The organism is Streptomyces canarius, from assembly GCF_014650735.1.
Taxonomy (GTDB): Bacteria; Actinomycetota; Actinomycetes; order Streptomycetales; family Streptomycetaceae; genus Streptomyces; species Streptomyces olivaceoviridis.
In genome coordinates this window covers 208,690-221,614 of sequence record NZ_BMVN01000008.1, presented here as the reverse complement: position 1 = coordinate 221,614, position 12,925 = coordinate 208,690, and the positions used below count along the sequence as shown (strand labels likewise).

General features: G+C 72.2%; 13 protein-coding genes and 1 riboswitch. Of the genes, 7 read left to right on the top strand and 6 right to left on the bottom strand.

Going from position 1 to position 12,925, the window contains the following annotated elements:
• Positions 1 to 35 precede the first annotated feature (35 nt).
• Positions 36 to 1,253 (bottom strand): fumarylacetoacetase, encoded by a 1,218-nt coding sequence (gene fahA, locus IE294_RS14685; RefSeq protein ID WP_189886012.1) that lies wholly within the window; start codon positions 1,251 to 1,253, stop codon positions 36 to 38.
• A 308-nt stretch (positions 1,254 to 1,561) separates the two neighbouring features.
• Between fahA and IE294_RS14680 the strand changes: the two genes are divergently transcribed.
• Positions 1,562 to 2,374 (top strand): HAD family hydrolase, encoded by an 813-nt coding sequence (locus IE294_RS14680; protein WP_189886010.1) that lies wholly within the window; start codon positions 1,562 to 1,564, stop codon positions 2,372 to 2,374.
• A 40-nt stretch (positions 2,375 to 2,414) separates the two neighbouring features.
• Here IE294_RS14680 and IE294_RS14675 read toward each other — a convergent pair whose 3' ends face one another.
• Positions 2,415 to 2,906, bottom strand: coding sequence for a transglycosylase SLT domain-containing protein (locus tag IE294_RS14675; RefSeq protein WP_189886008.1), 492 nt, complete (start codon positions 2,904 to 2,906; stop codon positions 2,415 to 2,417).
• A 5-nt stretch (positions 2,907 to 2,911) separates the two neighbouring features.
• Positions 2,912 to 3,093: riboswitch (cyclic di-AMP (ydaO/yuaA leader) on the bottom strand.
• A 543-nt stretch (positions 3,094 to 3,636) separates the two neighbouring features.
• On the opposite strand from IE294_RS14675, the gene IE294_RS14670 reads away from it, so the two are divergent.
• The 4 genes from IE294_RS14670 (at position 3,637) to IE294_RS14655 (ending at position 8,020) form a co-directional block, all read left to right on the top strand.
• Positions 3,637 to 4,647 (top strand): polyprenyl synthetase family protein, encoded by a 1,011-nt coding sequence (locus IE294_RS14670; RefSeq protein WP_189886006.1) that lies wholly within the window; start codon positions 3,637 to 3,639, stop codon positions 4,645 to 4,647.
• A gap of 264 nt (positions 4,648 to 4,911) precedes the next feature.
• Positions 4,912 to 6,123, top strand: coding sequence for a LolA family protein (locus tag IE294_RS14665; protein WP_189886003.1), 1,212 nt, complete (start codon positions 4,912 to 4,914; stop codon positions 6,121 to 6,123).
• Positions 6,124 to 6,177: 54 nt separating this feature from the next.
• A complete protein-coding gene (locus tag IE294_RS14660; RefSeq protein ID WP_189886001.1) occupies positions 6,178 to 7,152 on the top strand; it encodes an ABC transporter ATP-binding protein in 975 nt (324 codons plus the stop codon).
• On the top strand, positions 7,139 to 8,020 hold the full coding sequence (locus IE294_RS14655) for an ABC transporter permease (protein ID WP_189885999.1): 882 nt from the start codon (positions 7,139 to 7,141) through the stop codon (positions 8,018 to 8,020). Before IE294_RS14660 ends, IE294_RS14655 begins: the two co-directional genes overlap by 14 nt.
• A 7-nt stretch (positions 8,021 to 8,027) precedes the next feature.
• Here IE294_RS14655 and IE294_RS14650 read toward each other — a convergent pair whose 3' ends face one another.
• Complete coding sequence (locus IE294_RS14650; protein WP_189885997.1) at positions 8,028 to 8,630, bottom strand: flavodoxin family protein; 603 nt, start codon at positions 8,628 to 8,630, stop codon at positions 8,028 to 8,030.
• Between the two features lie 196 nt (positions 8,631 to 8,826).
• Here IE294_RS14650 and IE294_RS14645 point away from each other — a divergent pair, with 196 nt between their 5' ends.
• Positions 8,827 to 9,819 (top strand): tetratricopeptide repeat protein, encoded by a 993-nt coding sequence (locus tag IE294_RS14645; RefSeq protein ID WP_229917160.1) that lies wholly within the window; start codon positions 8,827 to 8,829, stop codon positions 9,817 to 9,819.
• 31 nt (positions 9,820 to 9,850) lie between these two features.
• Here the strand turns inward: IE294_RS14645 and IE294_RS14640 are convergent, their stop codons facing one another.
• The 3 genes from IE294_RS14640 to IE294_RS14630 form a co-directional block, all read right to left on the bottom strand.
• Positions 9,851 to 10,318 carry a VOC family protein gene (locus tag IE294_RS14640; protein ID WP_189816411.1) on the bottom strand — a complete coding sequence of 156 codons (468 nt, stop codon included), beginning with the start codon at positions 10,316 to 10,318 and terminating at the stop codon, positions 9,851 to 9,853.
• 72 nt (positions 10,319 to 10,390) lie between these two features.
• The gene (gene rarD / locus IE294_RS14635; RefSeq protein WP_189885995.1) at positions 10,391 to 11,383 is read right to left on the bottom strand and encodes an EamA family transporter RarD; all 993 of its coding nucleotides are present in this window, start codon (positions 11,381 to 11,383) and stop codon (positions 10,391 to 10,393) included.
• A 121-nt stretch (positions 11,384 to 11,504) separates the two neighbouring features.
• A complete protein-coding gene (locus IE294_RS14630) occupies positions 11,505 to 12,359 on the bottom strand; it encodes an SDR family oxidoreductase (protein WP_189885993.1) in 855 nt (284 codons plus the stop codon).
• A 91-nt stretch (positions 12,360 to 12,450) separates the two neighbouring features.
• On the opposite strand from IE294_RS14630, the gene IE294_RS14625 reads away from it, so the two are divergent.
• Positions 12,451 to 12,918: a winged helix-turn-helix transcriptional regulator gene (locus IE294_RS14625; protein WP_189885991.1), complete on the top strand. Its 468-nt coding sequence runs from the start codon at positions 12,451 to 12,453 to the stop codon at positions 12,916 to 12,918.
• The last annotated feature ends 7 nt before the right edge of the window (positions 12,919 to 12,925 follow it).

Sequence of the window (12,925 nt, the reverse complement as noted above, 5' to 3'; positions counted from 1 at the left end):
CCCGGCAACTTCCGCCCCGGCAACCCTCCGCGGTGTCAGCCCGACACCACCCGCCCGCTGACCTCCCCCAGCCCCACCCGGCCGCCGTCCGCGCCCGGGGCCCATGCCGACAGGGTGACCACGTCGCCGTCCTCCAGGAAGGTCCGCTTGCCGTCGGGGAGTTCGAGGGGGTCGCGGCCGTTCCAGGTCAGTTCCAGCAGGGAGCCGCGCTGGCGTTCGGTGGGACCGCTCACCGTGCCGGAGCCGTACAGGTCGCCCGTGCGCAGCGAGGCGCCGTTCACGGTCAGGTGGGCGAGTTGCTGGGCGGCGGTCCAGTACATGGTGGAGAAGGGCGGTTCGGAGACCACATGGCCGTTGACCGCGACCGAGATGCGGAGGTCGTAACCGCCGGGCTCGGTGCCGGGCGCCGAGTCGTCCAGGTAGGGCAGCAGCGGATGCGTGCGCTCCGGAGGCGCCACGCGCGCGTGCTCCAGCGCCTCCAGCGGGGTGATCCACGCCGACACCGAGGTGGCGAAGGACTTGCCGAGGAACGGGCCGAGAGGGACGTACTCCCAGGCCTGGATGTCCCGCGCGGACCAGTCGTTCAGCAGGCAGAGCCCGAAGACGTGCTCCCGGAAGTCGCCGAGCGCCACCGGGGTGCCGAGCCGCGACGGCACGCCCACGACGAAGCCGACCTCGGCCTCGATGTCCAGCCGGATCGAGGGGCCGAAGACGGGCGCGGGGTCGGCCGGGCCCTTGCGCTGCCCGGAGGGGCGTACGACGTCCGTGCCGGAGACGACCACGGTGCCGGAGCGGCCGTGGTAACCGATCGGCAGGTGCTTCCAGTTGGGGGTGAGGGAGTCCTCGGCGTCGGGGCGGAAGATCCGGCCGACGTTCCGGGCGTGGTTCTCCGAGGCGTAGAAGTCGACGTAGTCCGCGACCTCGAAGGGAAGGTGCAGGGTCACCTCGGACAGGGGGTGGAACAGCGGCTCGACGGCCGTGCGGTGCGCCGGGTCCGTGACCCAGGACGTGAGGGCGCGCCGTACCTCCGACCAGGTGGCGCGGCCGGCGGCCAGCAGCGGGTTGAGGGTGGGCCGGGCGAGCAGCGGCTGGTGGGGCGAGCCGAGCGCGGCGGCTGCGGCGCCCGCGTCGAGGACGTGGTCCCCGAGCCGGACGCCGATCCTCCGCTCCGTGCTGCCGGAGGGCGAGAACACGCCGTAGGGGAGGTTGCGCGGACCGAAGGGGTCACCCTCGGGGACGTCGAAGGGGGGCATGGGGTGCTGCCTCACTCTCATCCGGGCCATGCATGGCACTGCGTTCCATGTGGTCGGGCCACACGTTACGGCCGAGCCGCGCGTCTTGGGCAGTGCCTCACCAGGTGCTCGAAAGGTTGGAGGAAGAGGAAGAGGGCGGCAGCCCCCTGCTCGGGTTCGCTTCGCGGCACCCGGTCCCACACCGGCCGCGGCTCACGGTTGCGCACCGCCCATCGCGCCGTCCGCGGCGAGCGGTTGGGCGGGGGCGGTACGTAAGTGCGGGCAATGAGCGGTGAGTCGGCGGAGCGTGTTGTCCGTATTCTCTGATCATGGCACCCACCCCGGCATATGCACTGATCGCCACTGACCTGGACGGGACGCTGCTGCGCGGCGACGACACCGTCTCGGACCGGTCCCTCGCCGCGCTCGCGCGGGTGGCGCGGGCCGGCGCCCGGCACCTGGTGGTGACGGGTCGCCCGGCCCCGCGGGTGCGACCGCTGCTCGCGGACCTCGGCCGCGCCGGGCTCGCGGTGTGCGGGCAGGGGGCCCAGGTCTACGACGCGGCGACCGACCGTCTGCTGTGGTCGGTCCGGCTGGACCGGGAGCTGGCCGAGACGGCGCTCGGCAAGATCGAGGCGGAGGTGGGGCAGGTCTACGCGGCGGTCGACCAGGACGGCGTGGACGGGCTCACGCTCATCGAGCCCGGCTACCGGATGCCCCACCCGACGCTGCCCGCGGTGCGGGTCGGCCGGCGGGACGACCTGTGGTGCGCGCCCATCAGCAAGGTGCTGCTGCGGCACGCCACGCTGTCCGACGACGAGTTGGCGGCCGTGGCCCGAGCGGCGGTGGGCTCGCTCGCGACGGTCACCATGTCGGGGCCGGGCACGGTGGAGCTCCAGCCGTGCGGGGTGACGAAGGCGACCGGGCTGGCGCTGGCCGCCGAGCGGCTGGGGATCGCCGCCGAACGGGCCATCGCCTTCGGTGACATGCCCAACGACATCCCGATGTTCGAATGGGCCGGGCGCGGTGTGGCCATGGCCAACGCCCATCCGGAACTCAAGGCGGTGGCCGACGAGGTCACCCTGTCGAACGAGGACGACGGCATCGCCGTCGTCCTCGAAGGACTCTTCCCGGCCGGCTGACCGGGATGTCAGGGGCGCCCGGCCCGGCCGCCGGTGCCGGTCAGTACGCGCCGAACACGTTGTCGATGGACCCGTACCGCGCGGCCGCGTAGTTGCAGGCGGCGGTGATGTTGGCGACCGGGTCGTAGATGTCGAAGGACGTTCCGGCCACGTGGTACGCGTTGAACGTCGGGTCGATGACCTGGAGCAGGCCCTTGGAGGGGATGCCCTTGGCGGCGTTGGAGTCCCAGAGGTTGATGGCCTTCGGGTTGCCCGAGGACTCGCGGATGATGTTGCGGTAGATGCCGTTGTAGGTGCCCGGGATGTGCTTCTCGGCCATGATCGCCAGCGACTGGCGGATCCAGCCGTCGAGGTTGTCCGGGTAGCCGGCGGGGGTGCTGGCCGTCGTGGTGGTGGCCGTGCTGGGGGCCGCGGAGGCGCTGGCCGCGCCGATGAGCGGCAGGGCGAGGACGGCGGCACCGGTGCCGACGGCGGTGAGCGCGCGGACGAGGCGGCTGTTCCGGGTACGGCGGGGCTGGGCGACAGCAGACATGGGGGCGTTCCTCTCCGGCGCCTGCGAGGTGAGCTGTCGGGTTCGGGCGGGGAGGTGCCCGGCCGTGCTCCTGACGGAGGCATGGCTTCACCCCTAGCCGTCCCGGCGCGGCGTGTGCCGTTCCGGACCGGCGGCTTGCCTGGGTCCCCCGCTCCTGCCGTACGAATGAGTTCGTCGATGGGTATGCGGGCGGCGGCAGGATTCGGCGTCCGCCCGACGGCCCGGAACGTATGCGAGAGCACATGTCGGGAACAAGGGCCGGATTCATACAACGTGCGGTTTGACCTTGATCGACAGTGTATGGGGTGCTTGATCCTTTGCGGTTGCCAATCCTCAACTCGCCGACAGGGCAAGGAGTCATGGCGGCCGGGCCGAGGGGGAGGGTCGGCCGGGCGCGTGACCCAACTCACGAAATAGCAAACAGTTTCAATTCGGACATGACGGATTAGGGGGATTCGCACCTGAAGTCGGGGAGATGGTGGAACCCGGCATGCGGGGAGCGTCGTTGCCGAGGTGCGGGCACAGTGTCCGGATTACTCTTATATGGATAAAAATCCGCTCACACTGTGTGATCAAAACCATGCCGGTCATGATCCGGTATCGCCCGGGCTGGACCGGTGGGCGCTATCGGTGATCGAAAGAGGACCGGATACGCTGACTTGAGTGAGGGCAGCGACCTATCGACAAACCGTGTAATCGCCAGCAGACACCAGCAGACAGGAGACCCCTCGTGACCGTCGTCGGGCCGTTCGGGCTGAGCGTGCGGGACCAGGCTCTGGAAGCCGATGTCCAGGCCGGATTGGCGGCTGTCGAGGAAGGCTTGCTCGAAGCCACCAAGAGCGAGGTCCCGTTCATCACGGGGGCCGCGCAGCACCTCGTGCGGGCGGGCGGGAAGCGGTTCCGGCCACTCCTCGTGATGCTCGCCGCCCAGTTCGGCGACCCCTACGCGCCGGGCGTGGTGCCCTCGGCCGTCGTCGTGGAGCTGACCCATCTGGCCACGCTGTACCACGACGACGTCATGGACGAGGCGGCCGTACGGCGTGGCGTGGACAGCGCCAACACGCGCTGGGGCAACTCCGTCGCGGTCCTCACCGGCGACTTCCTCTTCGCCCGCGCCTCCCAGATCCTTGCCGACCTCGGCCCCGAGGCGGTCCGGGTACAGGCACTCGCGTTCGAACGGCTCGTCACCGGCCAGATCCTGGAGACCGCGGGTCCCTCGGACGGCCGAGACCCGGTCGAGCACTATCTGGACGTGCTCGCCGGCAAGACGGGCTCCCTGGTGGCGGTGTCGTGCCGGTTCGGCGCGATGATGTCCGGCGCGGACGAGACGGTCGTCGACGTCCTCACCCAGTACGGCGAACGGCTCGGCGTCGCCTTCCAGCTCGCGGACGACGTCCTGGACATCGCCTCCGACTCCCACGAGTCCGGCAAGACCCCGGGCACCGACCTGCGCGAGGGCATCCCCACCCTGCCGGTGCTCCGGCTGCGCGAGCGGGCCGCCCGGCTGGGGCTGCCCGAGGACGTCGCGCTGTGCGAGCTGCTGGACTCCGACCTCAGCGACGACGCCCGGCACGCCCGGGCGCTGGCCGCGCTGCGCGCGCACCCCGCGCTGGAGCAGGCCCGCCGGGACACCGTGCGGTACGCGGAGGAGGCGCGGGCCGCGCTCGCCCCGCTGCACGAGTGCGATGCCAAGGCGGCGCTGATCGAGCTGTGCGACGCGGTCGTGCACCGCGCCGGCTGACCCGGCCGGTCACCCGTACGGGCCCCGGCGTCCGGCACGACCCCTACGGGTCGGGTGGAGGAATCACCGCCGGGTGTCATACCGCAGGTGTAGACGGAGTTGGCTCCGAGGTCTGACGCTTGTTCACAGCCGATTTGGTCAGATGGTCACCACGGAAATCACCACTCCTCACCGTTTCGGGTGAGAATGGCGGCTCAGGGTGGACCAGCGGAGCAGCGGAGCAGCGTGAGGACAGCCGCCGCCGACGACGGAGGTAAGGCACACATGGCACCGTACGAATCCGACGACGCAGTGGGCGCCGCGCGCGACGAGCACCCGCGCTCCGGCCGGCGCAAGGCCGCCCGGTACGCCGTGCCGGTCGCGGTGGTGGGGGTGGCGGCGGCCACGATCGGGCTGGTCCCGGCGCTCGCCGACTCCGGTGACCCCGACCTGCCGAAGATCAGCGCACAGCAGCTCATCGAGAAGATCGCCAAGTCGGACGTGCAGCAGCTGTCCGGCACGGTGAAGATCAGCACCGATCTCGGCCTGCCCGACCTCGGCGGCCTGGAGAACGGCCTGATGTCCGGCGCGGGCCGGGGCGGCTCGGGCGACGGCTCGTCCGCCGACCCGCAGGCCAAGCTCACCGAGCTGGTCTCCGGCACGCACACCCTGCGCGTCGCCGCCGACGGCCCGGACCGGCAGAAGCTGTCGCTGCTGGAGAGCGGCGCCGAGTACAGCCTCATCCACGACGGCAAGGACGTCTGGGGCTACGACAGCAAGAGCAACGAGGTCTACCACTCCACCGGGGCCGGCTCCGGCAAGGACCGCGAGGCCGAGCCGCCGGCCACCCCCCAGGACTTCGCCGACCAGGCCCTGAAGTCGGTGGACGACACCACGTCCGTCACCGTCGACGGCACCGCGCAGGTCGCCGGGCGCGACGCCTACAAGCTGCTGATCCGGCCCAAGCAGTCCGGCACCACGGTCGGCGCGATCAGCATCGCCGTGGACGCGAAGACCGGCATGCCGCTGAAGTTCACGCTGACCCCGAGGAGTGGCGGCGCCGCCGTGCTCGACGCGGGCTTCACCCAGGTCTCCTTCGCCCGGCCGGCCGCCTCCACCTTCGACTTCACGCCGCCCAAGGGCGCGAAGGTCACCGAGGAGAAGGACGCCCCCGGGGCCCGGGAGCACGCCCCGAAGCACGGCGAGGACTTCGCCGGGGGCCTGGAGGGCAAGGACGGGCTGAAGGTGCTGGGCAAGGGCTGGACGTCCGTCGCCACCTTCGACACCGGTGCCAAGGGCGGCCTGCCGACCGGCTCCCAGGGCGGTGACCTCGGCGGCTTCCTCGGTTCGCTGGGCGACCCGGTCTCCGGGAAGTTCGGCAAGGGCACGGTCTTCTCCACCCGCCTGGTCAACGCCCTGATCACCGACGACGGCAAGGTGTACGCCGGCACGGTGACCAAGGAGGCCCTGGTCAAGGCGGCCGACGCGGGGAAGTGACCTCCCGGGCACACCGCACCGGATGAGACGAACCGGATGAACCGAGGGGAGCCGATGGACGAGCCGTCCGCCACGCAGCCGGAGCCGGGCGACACGACGGCGAGTGTGATCGCCACGCGCGGCCTCACCAAGCGCTACCGCGGCGGACAGCTCGCCGTGGACGGTCTGGACCTGACCGTCCCGGCGGGCAGCGTCTTCGGCTTCCTCGGCCCGAACGGCTCCGGCAAGACCACCACGATCCGCATGCTGATGGGTCTGATCGAGCCGACCGCGGGCACCGCCCGGGTGCTCGGCCGGCCCATGCCGCGGGCGGTCCGTACGGTCCTTCCGCAGGTCGGCGCCCTCATCGAGGGCCCCGCCCTGTACGGCTTCCTCTCCGGCCGGGACAACCTGCTGCGCTACGACGCCGCGGACCCGACCGCCGACCCGCGCACCCGGCGCGCCCGTGTCGCCGCGGCGCTGGACCGGGTCGGTCTTGCAGCCGCCGCCGGCAAGAAGGCGAAGGCGTACTCGCTCGGCATGAAACAGCGTCTGGGACTGGCCGCCGCGCTGCTCCAGCCGCGCAGACTGCTCGTCCTGGACGAGCCCACCAACGGCCTCGACCCGCAGGGCATGCGCGAGATCCGCACCCTGATCAGGGAGTTGGCCGCCGACGGCACGACCGTCTTCCTCTCCTCCCACCTCCTCGACGAGATCGAGCAGGTGTGCACCCATGCGGCGGTCATGGCGCAGGGCCGGCTCGTCACCCAGGGCGCGGTGGCCGACCTGGCCGCCGGGGCGCGCGACCGGCTGGTGGTGACCACCCCGGACCCGGTCGAGGCGGCACGCGTGCTGAAGGAACTGGGTGTCGGGGACGTGACGGCCGACGGGGACCGGGTCACCGGTGAGCCGCCCGCGCGGGATCTGGCCGAGGTGACCGCGGCCCTGGTCACGGCGGGCGTCCGGGTCCGGGGCCTCACTGTCGAACGGGCCTCGCTGGAGGAGGCGTTCGTGGCGCTGACCGGGGAGGGCTTCGATGTCGCGGGCTGATGTGCTCCAGGCGGGCGCCGGGCGCCGGCCGAACCCCCTGTGGTCCCTCGGGCTGTTGCGCAGCGAGCTGGGCACCACCATCCGCCGCTGGCGCACGCTGGCCCTGCTCGGGGTGCTGGCCGCGGTGCCGGTGCTGGTCGGGATCGCCGTGAAGATCGAGACACGGGGCGGCGGCCCGGCGGGCGGAGGCGGCGAGGGCCCGGCGTTCATCTCGCAGATCACCAACAACGGCCTGTTCCTGGTGTTCACCGCGCTGGCCGCGACCCTGCCGTTCTTCCTGCCGATGGCGGTCGGCGTCGTCGCGGGCGACGCGATCGCCGGGGAGGCCGGCGCGGGCACCCTGCGCTATCTGCTGGTCGCGCCGGCCGGCCGTACCCGGCTGCTGCTCACCAAGTACGCGACGGTGCTGGCCTTCTGCCTGCTGGCCACGCTGGTCGTCGCCGTCTCGGCACTGCTCGTCGGCGCGTTGCTCTTCCCGCTCGGCGAGCTGACGACGATCTCCGGCACCCGGATCAGCTTCGCCGAGGGACTGGGCCGCGCCCTGCTGATCGCCCTGGTCGTCGCCGCGTCACTGGTCGGTGTGGCGGCCCTCGGCCTGTTCGTGTCGACGCTCACCAACAGCGGCATCGCGGCGATGGCCACCACGGTCGGCCTGCTCATCACCGTGCAGATCGTCGACCAGATACCCCAGCTGCACGCGCTCCAGCCCTACCTGTTCTCGCACTACTGGCTGTCCTTCGCCGACCTGATGCGCGACCCCGTCTACTGGGACGACCTGGTGAAGAACCTCGGTCTCCAGGCGCTGTACGCGGCCGTGTTCGGCGCGGCGGCCTGGGCGCGGTTCACGGCGAAGGACATCAACGCCTAGCGCCCCCTCACCGAGATGCGGCGCCGACGGCCTCGTACGGGAAGCGGGCGAGGGGCGCGTCCTGCGCGAAGAACGTCTTGGCGCGCGCCAGCGCGTCGGCGTCCTCGCGTACGTCGCCGGGCGCGCTGCCGTTGCCGAGCAGGACCCCGCCGAAGCGCATCCGCAGGTAGGCGGCCGAGTTGTTGAGCGTGCCGGCGTACGGGTCGGCGACCGACGGCTCGTCGTCCGCCAGCGCGGCGATGCCCCACAGGGTGCGGCCGGCCATCGTCGCCTTGAAGTCGACGCCCGGGGTGCGCAGCCAGGCCGACCAGTGGTCCAGGTAGCGCTTGGTGAGGCTGGACACCGAGTACCAGTACAGCGGCGAGGCGATCACGACGTCCGTCGCCGCCAGCGTGGCGTCCAGCAGCAGGCCGGCCGGGGTGTCCGGGGACGGCCGGACGTGGTCGCTGTCGTGCCGCAGGTCCACGAAGTCGGGCAGGAGGTGGTCGGCGAGGCGGATCCAGTGCTGTTCGGTGTCGCCGGGCAGGTGCGCGGCGGCCTCGCGGGCCAGCAGTTCGGTGTTGCCCGCCTCGCGGGCGCTGCCCAGGACGAAGAGGAAACGGCGGCTCATGGGTCCCCCAGACGCGTTCGTGTCGCACTCCGGTTGAATGCGTGTGCATTCTATGCACGCGCAATCAATCTTCGCCAGGGTGCGGCTGGTGCGAGGCTGTGACGTCGCGGTGACGTGGAAAACCGCGGGGAGCGGACACACTGGTGGGCAGGACGCGTACGACCGGATCGCGACGCCGGGGGAGTGAGGGACACCGATGGCTGGAGTCAGCTTCGAGAAGAAGCGGGCGCGGCAGCCCGTGGGGCCTGCGGCGGCGGTGTCCGTCCGGGTGTTCGGCGCGGGAGGCGCGTCGGTGGACGGGGCGTCGGTCGTGGCGGCACCGGGCGAGGAGATCCAGCAGGCCGTGCTCGACCACCTTCAGCGCCTGGCCATCAGCGTCGGCGCGCCCATACGCGCCACGGTCCACGACGACCTCGCGGGCTGCGTGGTCCCCCTGGAGGTCTCGGCGGACGGCTCCAGCCGGGTGACGGGGAAGGCGGTCCGGGTGACCCCGCGGCCGGCGGCGGCCGGGACGCCGGTCACCCCGCAGGCCCCGACCGGGCACTTCGGACCGGCGCCGGTGATGGACGGGCCCGGCACGGACCCCCAGGGCCCCGCGGCCCACAGCGCCCTCGCCGCCGTACCGCCGGAGCCCCCCGCCCCCGCCCCCACCCCGGCCCGTGGATTCGACGCGGTCGCCGAGGAGGTGCTCGGCGACGGGCCGCTGACCGAGACCGCCGAGGGCGCGAAACTGCTCACCGAGCCGATGGGCCGGATCAACGAGGCCGTGCGGGCGGGCCGTATCGACACGGCGGCGGAACTGGCCGACCGGACGCTCGCCGAGGCCACCGCCGTGTTCGGCCCGCGCCACGCCGAGGTGCTGCACCTGCTCGAACTGTCCGCCTACATCGCCTACCTGGCCGGTGACCCGGTCCGCGCCTTCCGGCTGTCCCTGGACGTGGCCCGGCTGCGCCGCCAGGCACGGGACGGGGAGGCCGCCTACGACAACGTGCGCAGCGCGGCCACCGCCTGGCGCGCGGTGCGTGACCCGGAGGAGGGCCTGCGGCTGGGCCGCGACCTGATCGACCTGTGGACGGACCTCACCGCCGAGCCGGGCCCCGCCGCGGACGACCCGGGCCCGCTGGAGTCCGCCCGCGCCCGCATGGTCCGCCTGACCGACCGCGCGGCCAAGGCGGCGGCGCGGTCCTGACCGGCCCCGCCCGGAGCAGGCGCACCCGGGGTCACTGCACGCAGAACTCGTTGTCCTCCGGGTCCGCCATCAGCACCCACCGGCCCCCGGGCTCCTTGACCTCGCGCACCACCCGCGCGCCCAGCGCCTGAAGACGTGCCACCTCCTCCGCGCGCCGTTCCGGGCCGGCGTGGACATCGAGGTGGAGCCGGTTCTTCACGGTCTTCGGCTCCGGTACCCGCTGGAACAGCAGCCGCCGCCCGAGCCCGGTGCCGGTCTCGGGGTCGTACGGGTCGTCGGGGTGCCGTACGGCGATCAGGTCACGGAACGCGGCCCGCCCGTGGTACTCGACGGTGGCCTCGCCGGACAGCGCGCCGAGGGACAGCAGCCGTTCGACGAGGGCGCTGTTGTCCTCGGGGGTGTAGTGCAGCGCGGCGGCCCAGAAGTCGGCCTGTGCGTGCGGGTCGGCCGCGTCGACGACGAGCTTCCAGTGCAGGGGGGCGGGCGCCTGTGTGGTCATGGCTCCCACTTATAACCGGACGCGTCGGTGGAGGGGGGTACTCCGCCCACTTGGGCGACTGTGGTCCTCCGGTCAGGCATCCGCCGGAGCCGAAGCGGAAGCCGAAGCCGACGGTGATGGTGACGGCGAGGGCGACGTCCCGGCCGCGCGGGCCGTCGGCACCGCGAGCCGTGCGGGTCGCCTGGCCCACCGCAGCGCGTCGCCCGTGAGCAGGACCAGCGCCAGCCAGACCAGCGCGAATCCGGCCCACCGTTCGGCCGGCATGGCCTCGTGGAAGTACACGATGCCGAGCACGAACTGGAAGATCGGGGCCAGGTACTGCAACAGGCCCAGTGTGGACAGGGGCACGCGGATCGCCGCCGCGCCGAAGCAGACCAGCGGGAGGGCGGTGACGATGCCCGTGGAGGCGAGCAGGGCGGCGTGTCCGCCGCCGTCGTTCAGGAAGCTGGCGCCGCCGTGCGCGGTCAGCCACAGCAGGTAGCCGAGCGCCGGCAGGAACTGGATCGCCGTCTCGGCGGCCAGCGACTCGACACCGCCGAGGTCCACCTTCTTCTTCACCAGGCCGTAGGTGGCGAAGGAGAAGGCGAGGCAGAGGGAGATCCACGGCGGGCGGCCGTAGCCGACGGTCAGCACGACGACGGCGGCGAGACCTATGCCGACCGCCGCCCACTGCACGGGGCGCAGCCGTTCCTTGAGGAGCAGCACGCCCATCGCGATGGTGACCAGCGGGTTGATGAAGTAGCCGAGCGAGGCCTCGACGACGTGGCCGGCGTTCACGGCCCAGATGTAGACGCCCCAGTTCACGGTGATGACACCGGCCGCCACGGCGACGAGGCCGAGCCGCCGGGGCTGGCGCAGCAGTTCTCCGGCCCAGGCCCAGCGGCGTACGAAGAGCAGCGCGGCGGCCACGAACACCAGGGACCACACCATGCGGTGGGCCAGGATCTCCAGGGCGCCGGCCGGTTTGAGCAGCGGCCAGAACAGGGGCACCAGCCCCCACATCCCATAGGCGGCGAAGCCGTTCAGCAGGCCTGTGCGGTGCTCACCCTCGGACGTCGCGGCCACGTCCCCTCCTTCTCGCCCGCGCGTCCGGCGTGGACGCACGAGGACGAAGGTAACGCCGGGCGTCCCCGGCTGTCATGCTCGTATCGCCATACGGTCATGACAGCCGGGGGGCCCGCCCCGGTCAGCCCTTGAGCGCGGCGGTGACGGCCTGTGCGAGCGGCGTCGTCGGACGGCCGGTCAGCCGGGACAGGTCGCCGGAGGAGACGACCAGCTCACCCTTCTCGATCGACGCGTCCACGCCCGCCAGGATCCCGGCCACCGGCGCGGGCACCCCGGCGCCGGTCAGGATGCCGGTGAGGGCCTCCACCGGGACCGGGTTGTAGACGATCTCCCTGCCGGTCTGCCGGCTCAGCTCGGCCGCGTACTCGGCGAAGCTCCACGCCTCGTCGCCGCCCAGCTCGTACGTCGTGTTCTCGTGGCCCTCGCCGGTCAGCACCGCGACCGCGGCGGCGGCGTAGTCGGCGCGGGCGGCGGAGGAGACCCGGCCGTCACCGGCGGCGGCCACGACCGCGCCGTGCTCCAGCACCGGTGCCAGGTTCTCGGTGTAGTTCTCGTGGTACCAGCCGTTGCGCAGCAGGCTGTAGGGCAGGCCGGAGGCGAGGAGCACATGCTCGGTCGCCCGGTGGTCGTCGGCCAGCGCGGCCTTCAGGGTGCCCGGGGCACTGGTGTAGGCGAGCAGCGCCACGCCGGCCGCCCTGGCCGCCTCGATGACGACCGTGTGCTGCCCCACCCGGCCCTTGTCGAACTCGTTGCCGGAGATCAGCAGGACCTTGTCACCGGCGGCGAACAGGCCGTCGAAGGTCTCGGGCGCGTTGTAGTCCGCGATGGCCAGCTTCACCCCGCGGGCGGCGAGGCCGGCGGCCTTCGCCTCGTCCCGCACGACGGCGGTGATCCGCTCGGCCGGGACCTTCTCCAGCAGCTGTTCCACGACGTGCCGGCCGAGGTGTCCGGTGGCTCCGGTGACGACGATGCTCATGAGGGGTGACTCCTTCTCCGGTGGGTATGTCACTCACCCTAGGAGCTGCACTAACCCAACGAAAGTACCCACTTTGAAGTAAGGTACTGGTATGCCGGTAAGCAAGAACGCGGTGGACGCCGAGGCGATGTGCCCGCACCGCCTGGTCCTGGAACACGTCACCAGCCGCTGGGGTGTCCTCGTCCTCATCGAACTGCTGGAGCGGCCGTACCGGTTCAGCGAGCTGCGCCGTGCGATCAGCGGCCTCGGCGGCCGGGGCGTCAGCGAGAAGATGCTCACCCAGACGCTCCAGACGCTGGAGCGCGACGGCCTGGTCCACCGGGACGCCAAGCCGGTCATCCCGCCCCGCGTCGACTACTCGCTCACCGCACTCGGCCGGGAAGCGGCCGAGCAGGTCCGGGCCCTCGCCCAGTGGACGCACGCCCGCATGGACGTGGTGGAGGAGGCCCGCCGGTCCTACGACGAGAACCGCCGCGCATACGACGAGAGCCGCCAGGCCTACGACGCGAGCCGCGGCGCGTACGAAGAGGCCCGGGGGAACCAGTCCCGGGCCTCCTGAACCGGCG

Bases quoted from the DNA above. Each gene is read 5' to 3' on its own strand.
- IE294_RS14660 (WP_189886001.1), top strand. From the start codon at position 6,178: ATGGACGAGCCGTCCGCCACGCAGCCGGAGCCGGGCGACACGACGGCG.
- fahA (WP_189886012.1), bottom strand. From the start codon at position 1,253: ATGCCCCCCTTCGACGTCCCCGAGGGTGACCCCTTCGGTCCGCGCAAC.
- IE294_RS14675 (WP_189886008.1), bottom strand. From the start codon at position 2,906: ATGTCTGCTGTCGCCCAGCCCCGCCGTACCCGGAACAGCCGCCTCGTC.
- IE294_RS14650 (WP_189885997.1), bottom strand. From the start codon at position 8,630: ATGAGCCGCCGTTTCCTCTTCGTCCTGGGCAGCGCCCGCGAGGCGGGC.
- IE294_RS14680 (WP_189886010.1), top strand. From the start codon at position 1,562: ATGGCACCCACCCCGGCATATGCACTGATCGCCACTGACCTGGACGGG.
- IE294_RS14630 (WP_189885993.1), bottom strand. From the start codon at position 12,359: ATGAGCATCGTCGTCACCGGAGCCACCGGACACCTCGGCCGGCACGTC.
- IE294_RS14665 (WP_189886003.1), top strand. From the start codon at position 4,912: ATGGCACCGTACGAATCCGACGACGCAGTGGGCGCCGCGCGCGACGAG.
- IE294_RS14655 (WP_189885999.1), top strand. From the start codon at position 7,139: ATGTCGCGGGCTGATGTGCTCCAGGCGGGCGCCGGGCGCCGGCCGAAC.
- IE294_RS14645 (WP_229917160.1), top strand. From the start codon at position 8,827: ATGGCTGGAGTCAGCTTCGAGAAGAAGCGGGCGCGGCAGCCCGTGGGG.
- IE294_RS14625 (WP_189885991.1), top strand. From the start codon at position 12,451: ATGCCGGTAAGCAAGAACGCGGTGGACGCCGAGGCGATGTGCCCGCAC.
- IE294_RS14640 (WP_189816411.1), bottom strand. From the start codon at position 10,318: ATGACCACACAGGCGCCCGCCCCCCTGCACTGGAAGCTCGTCGTCGAC.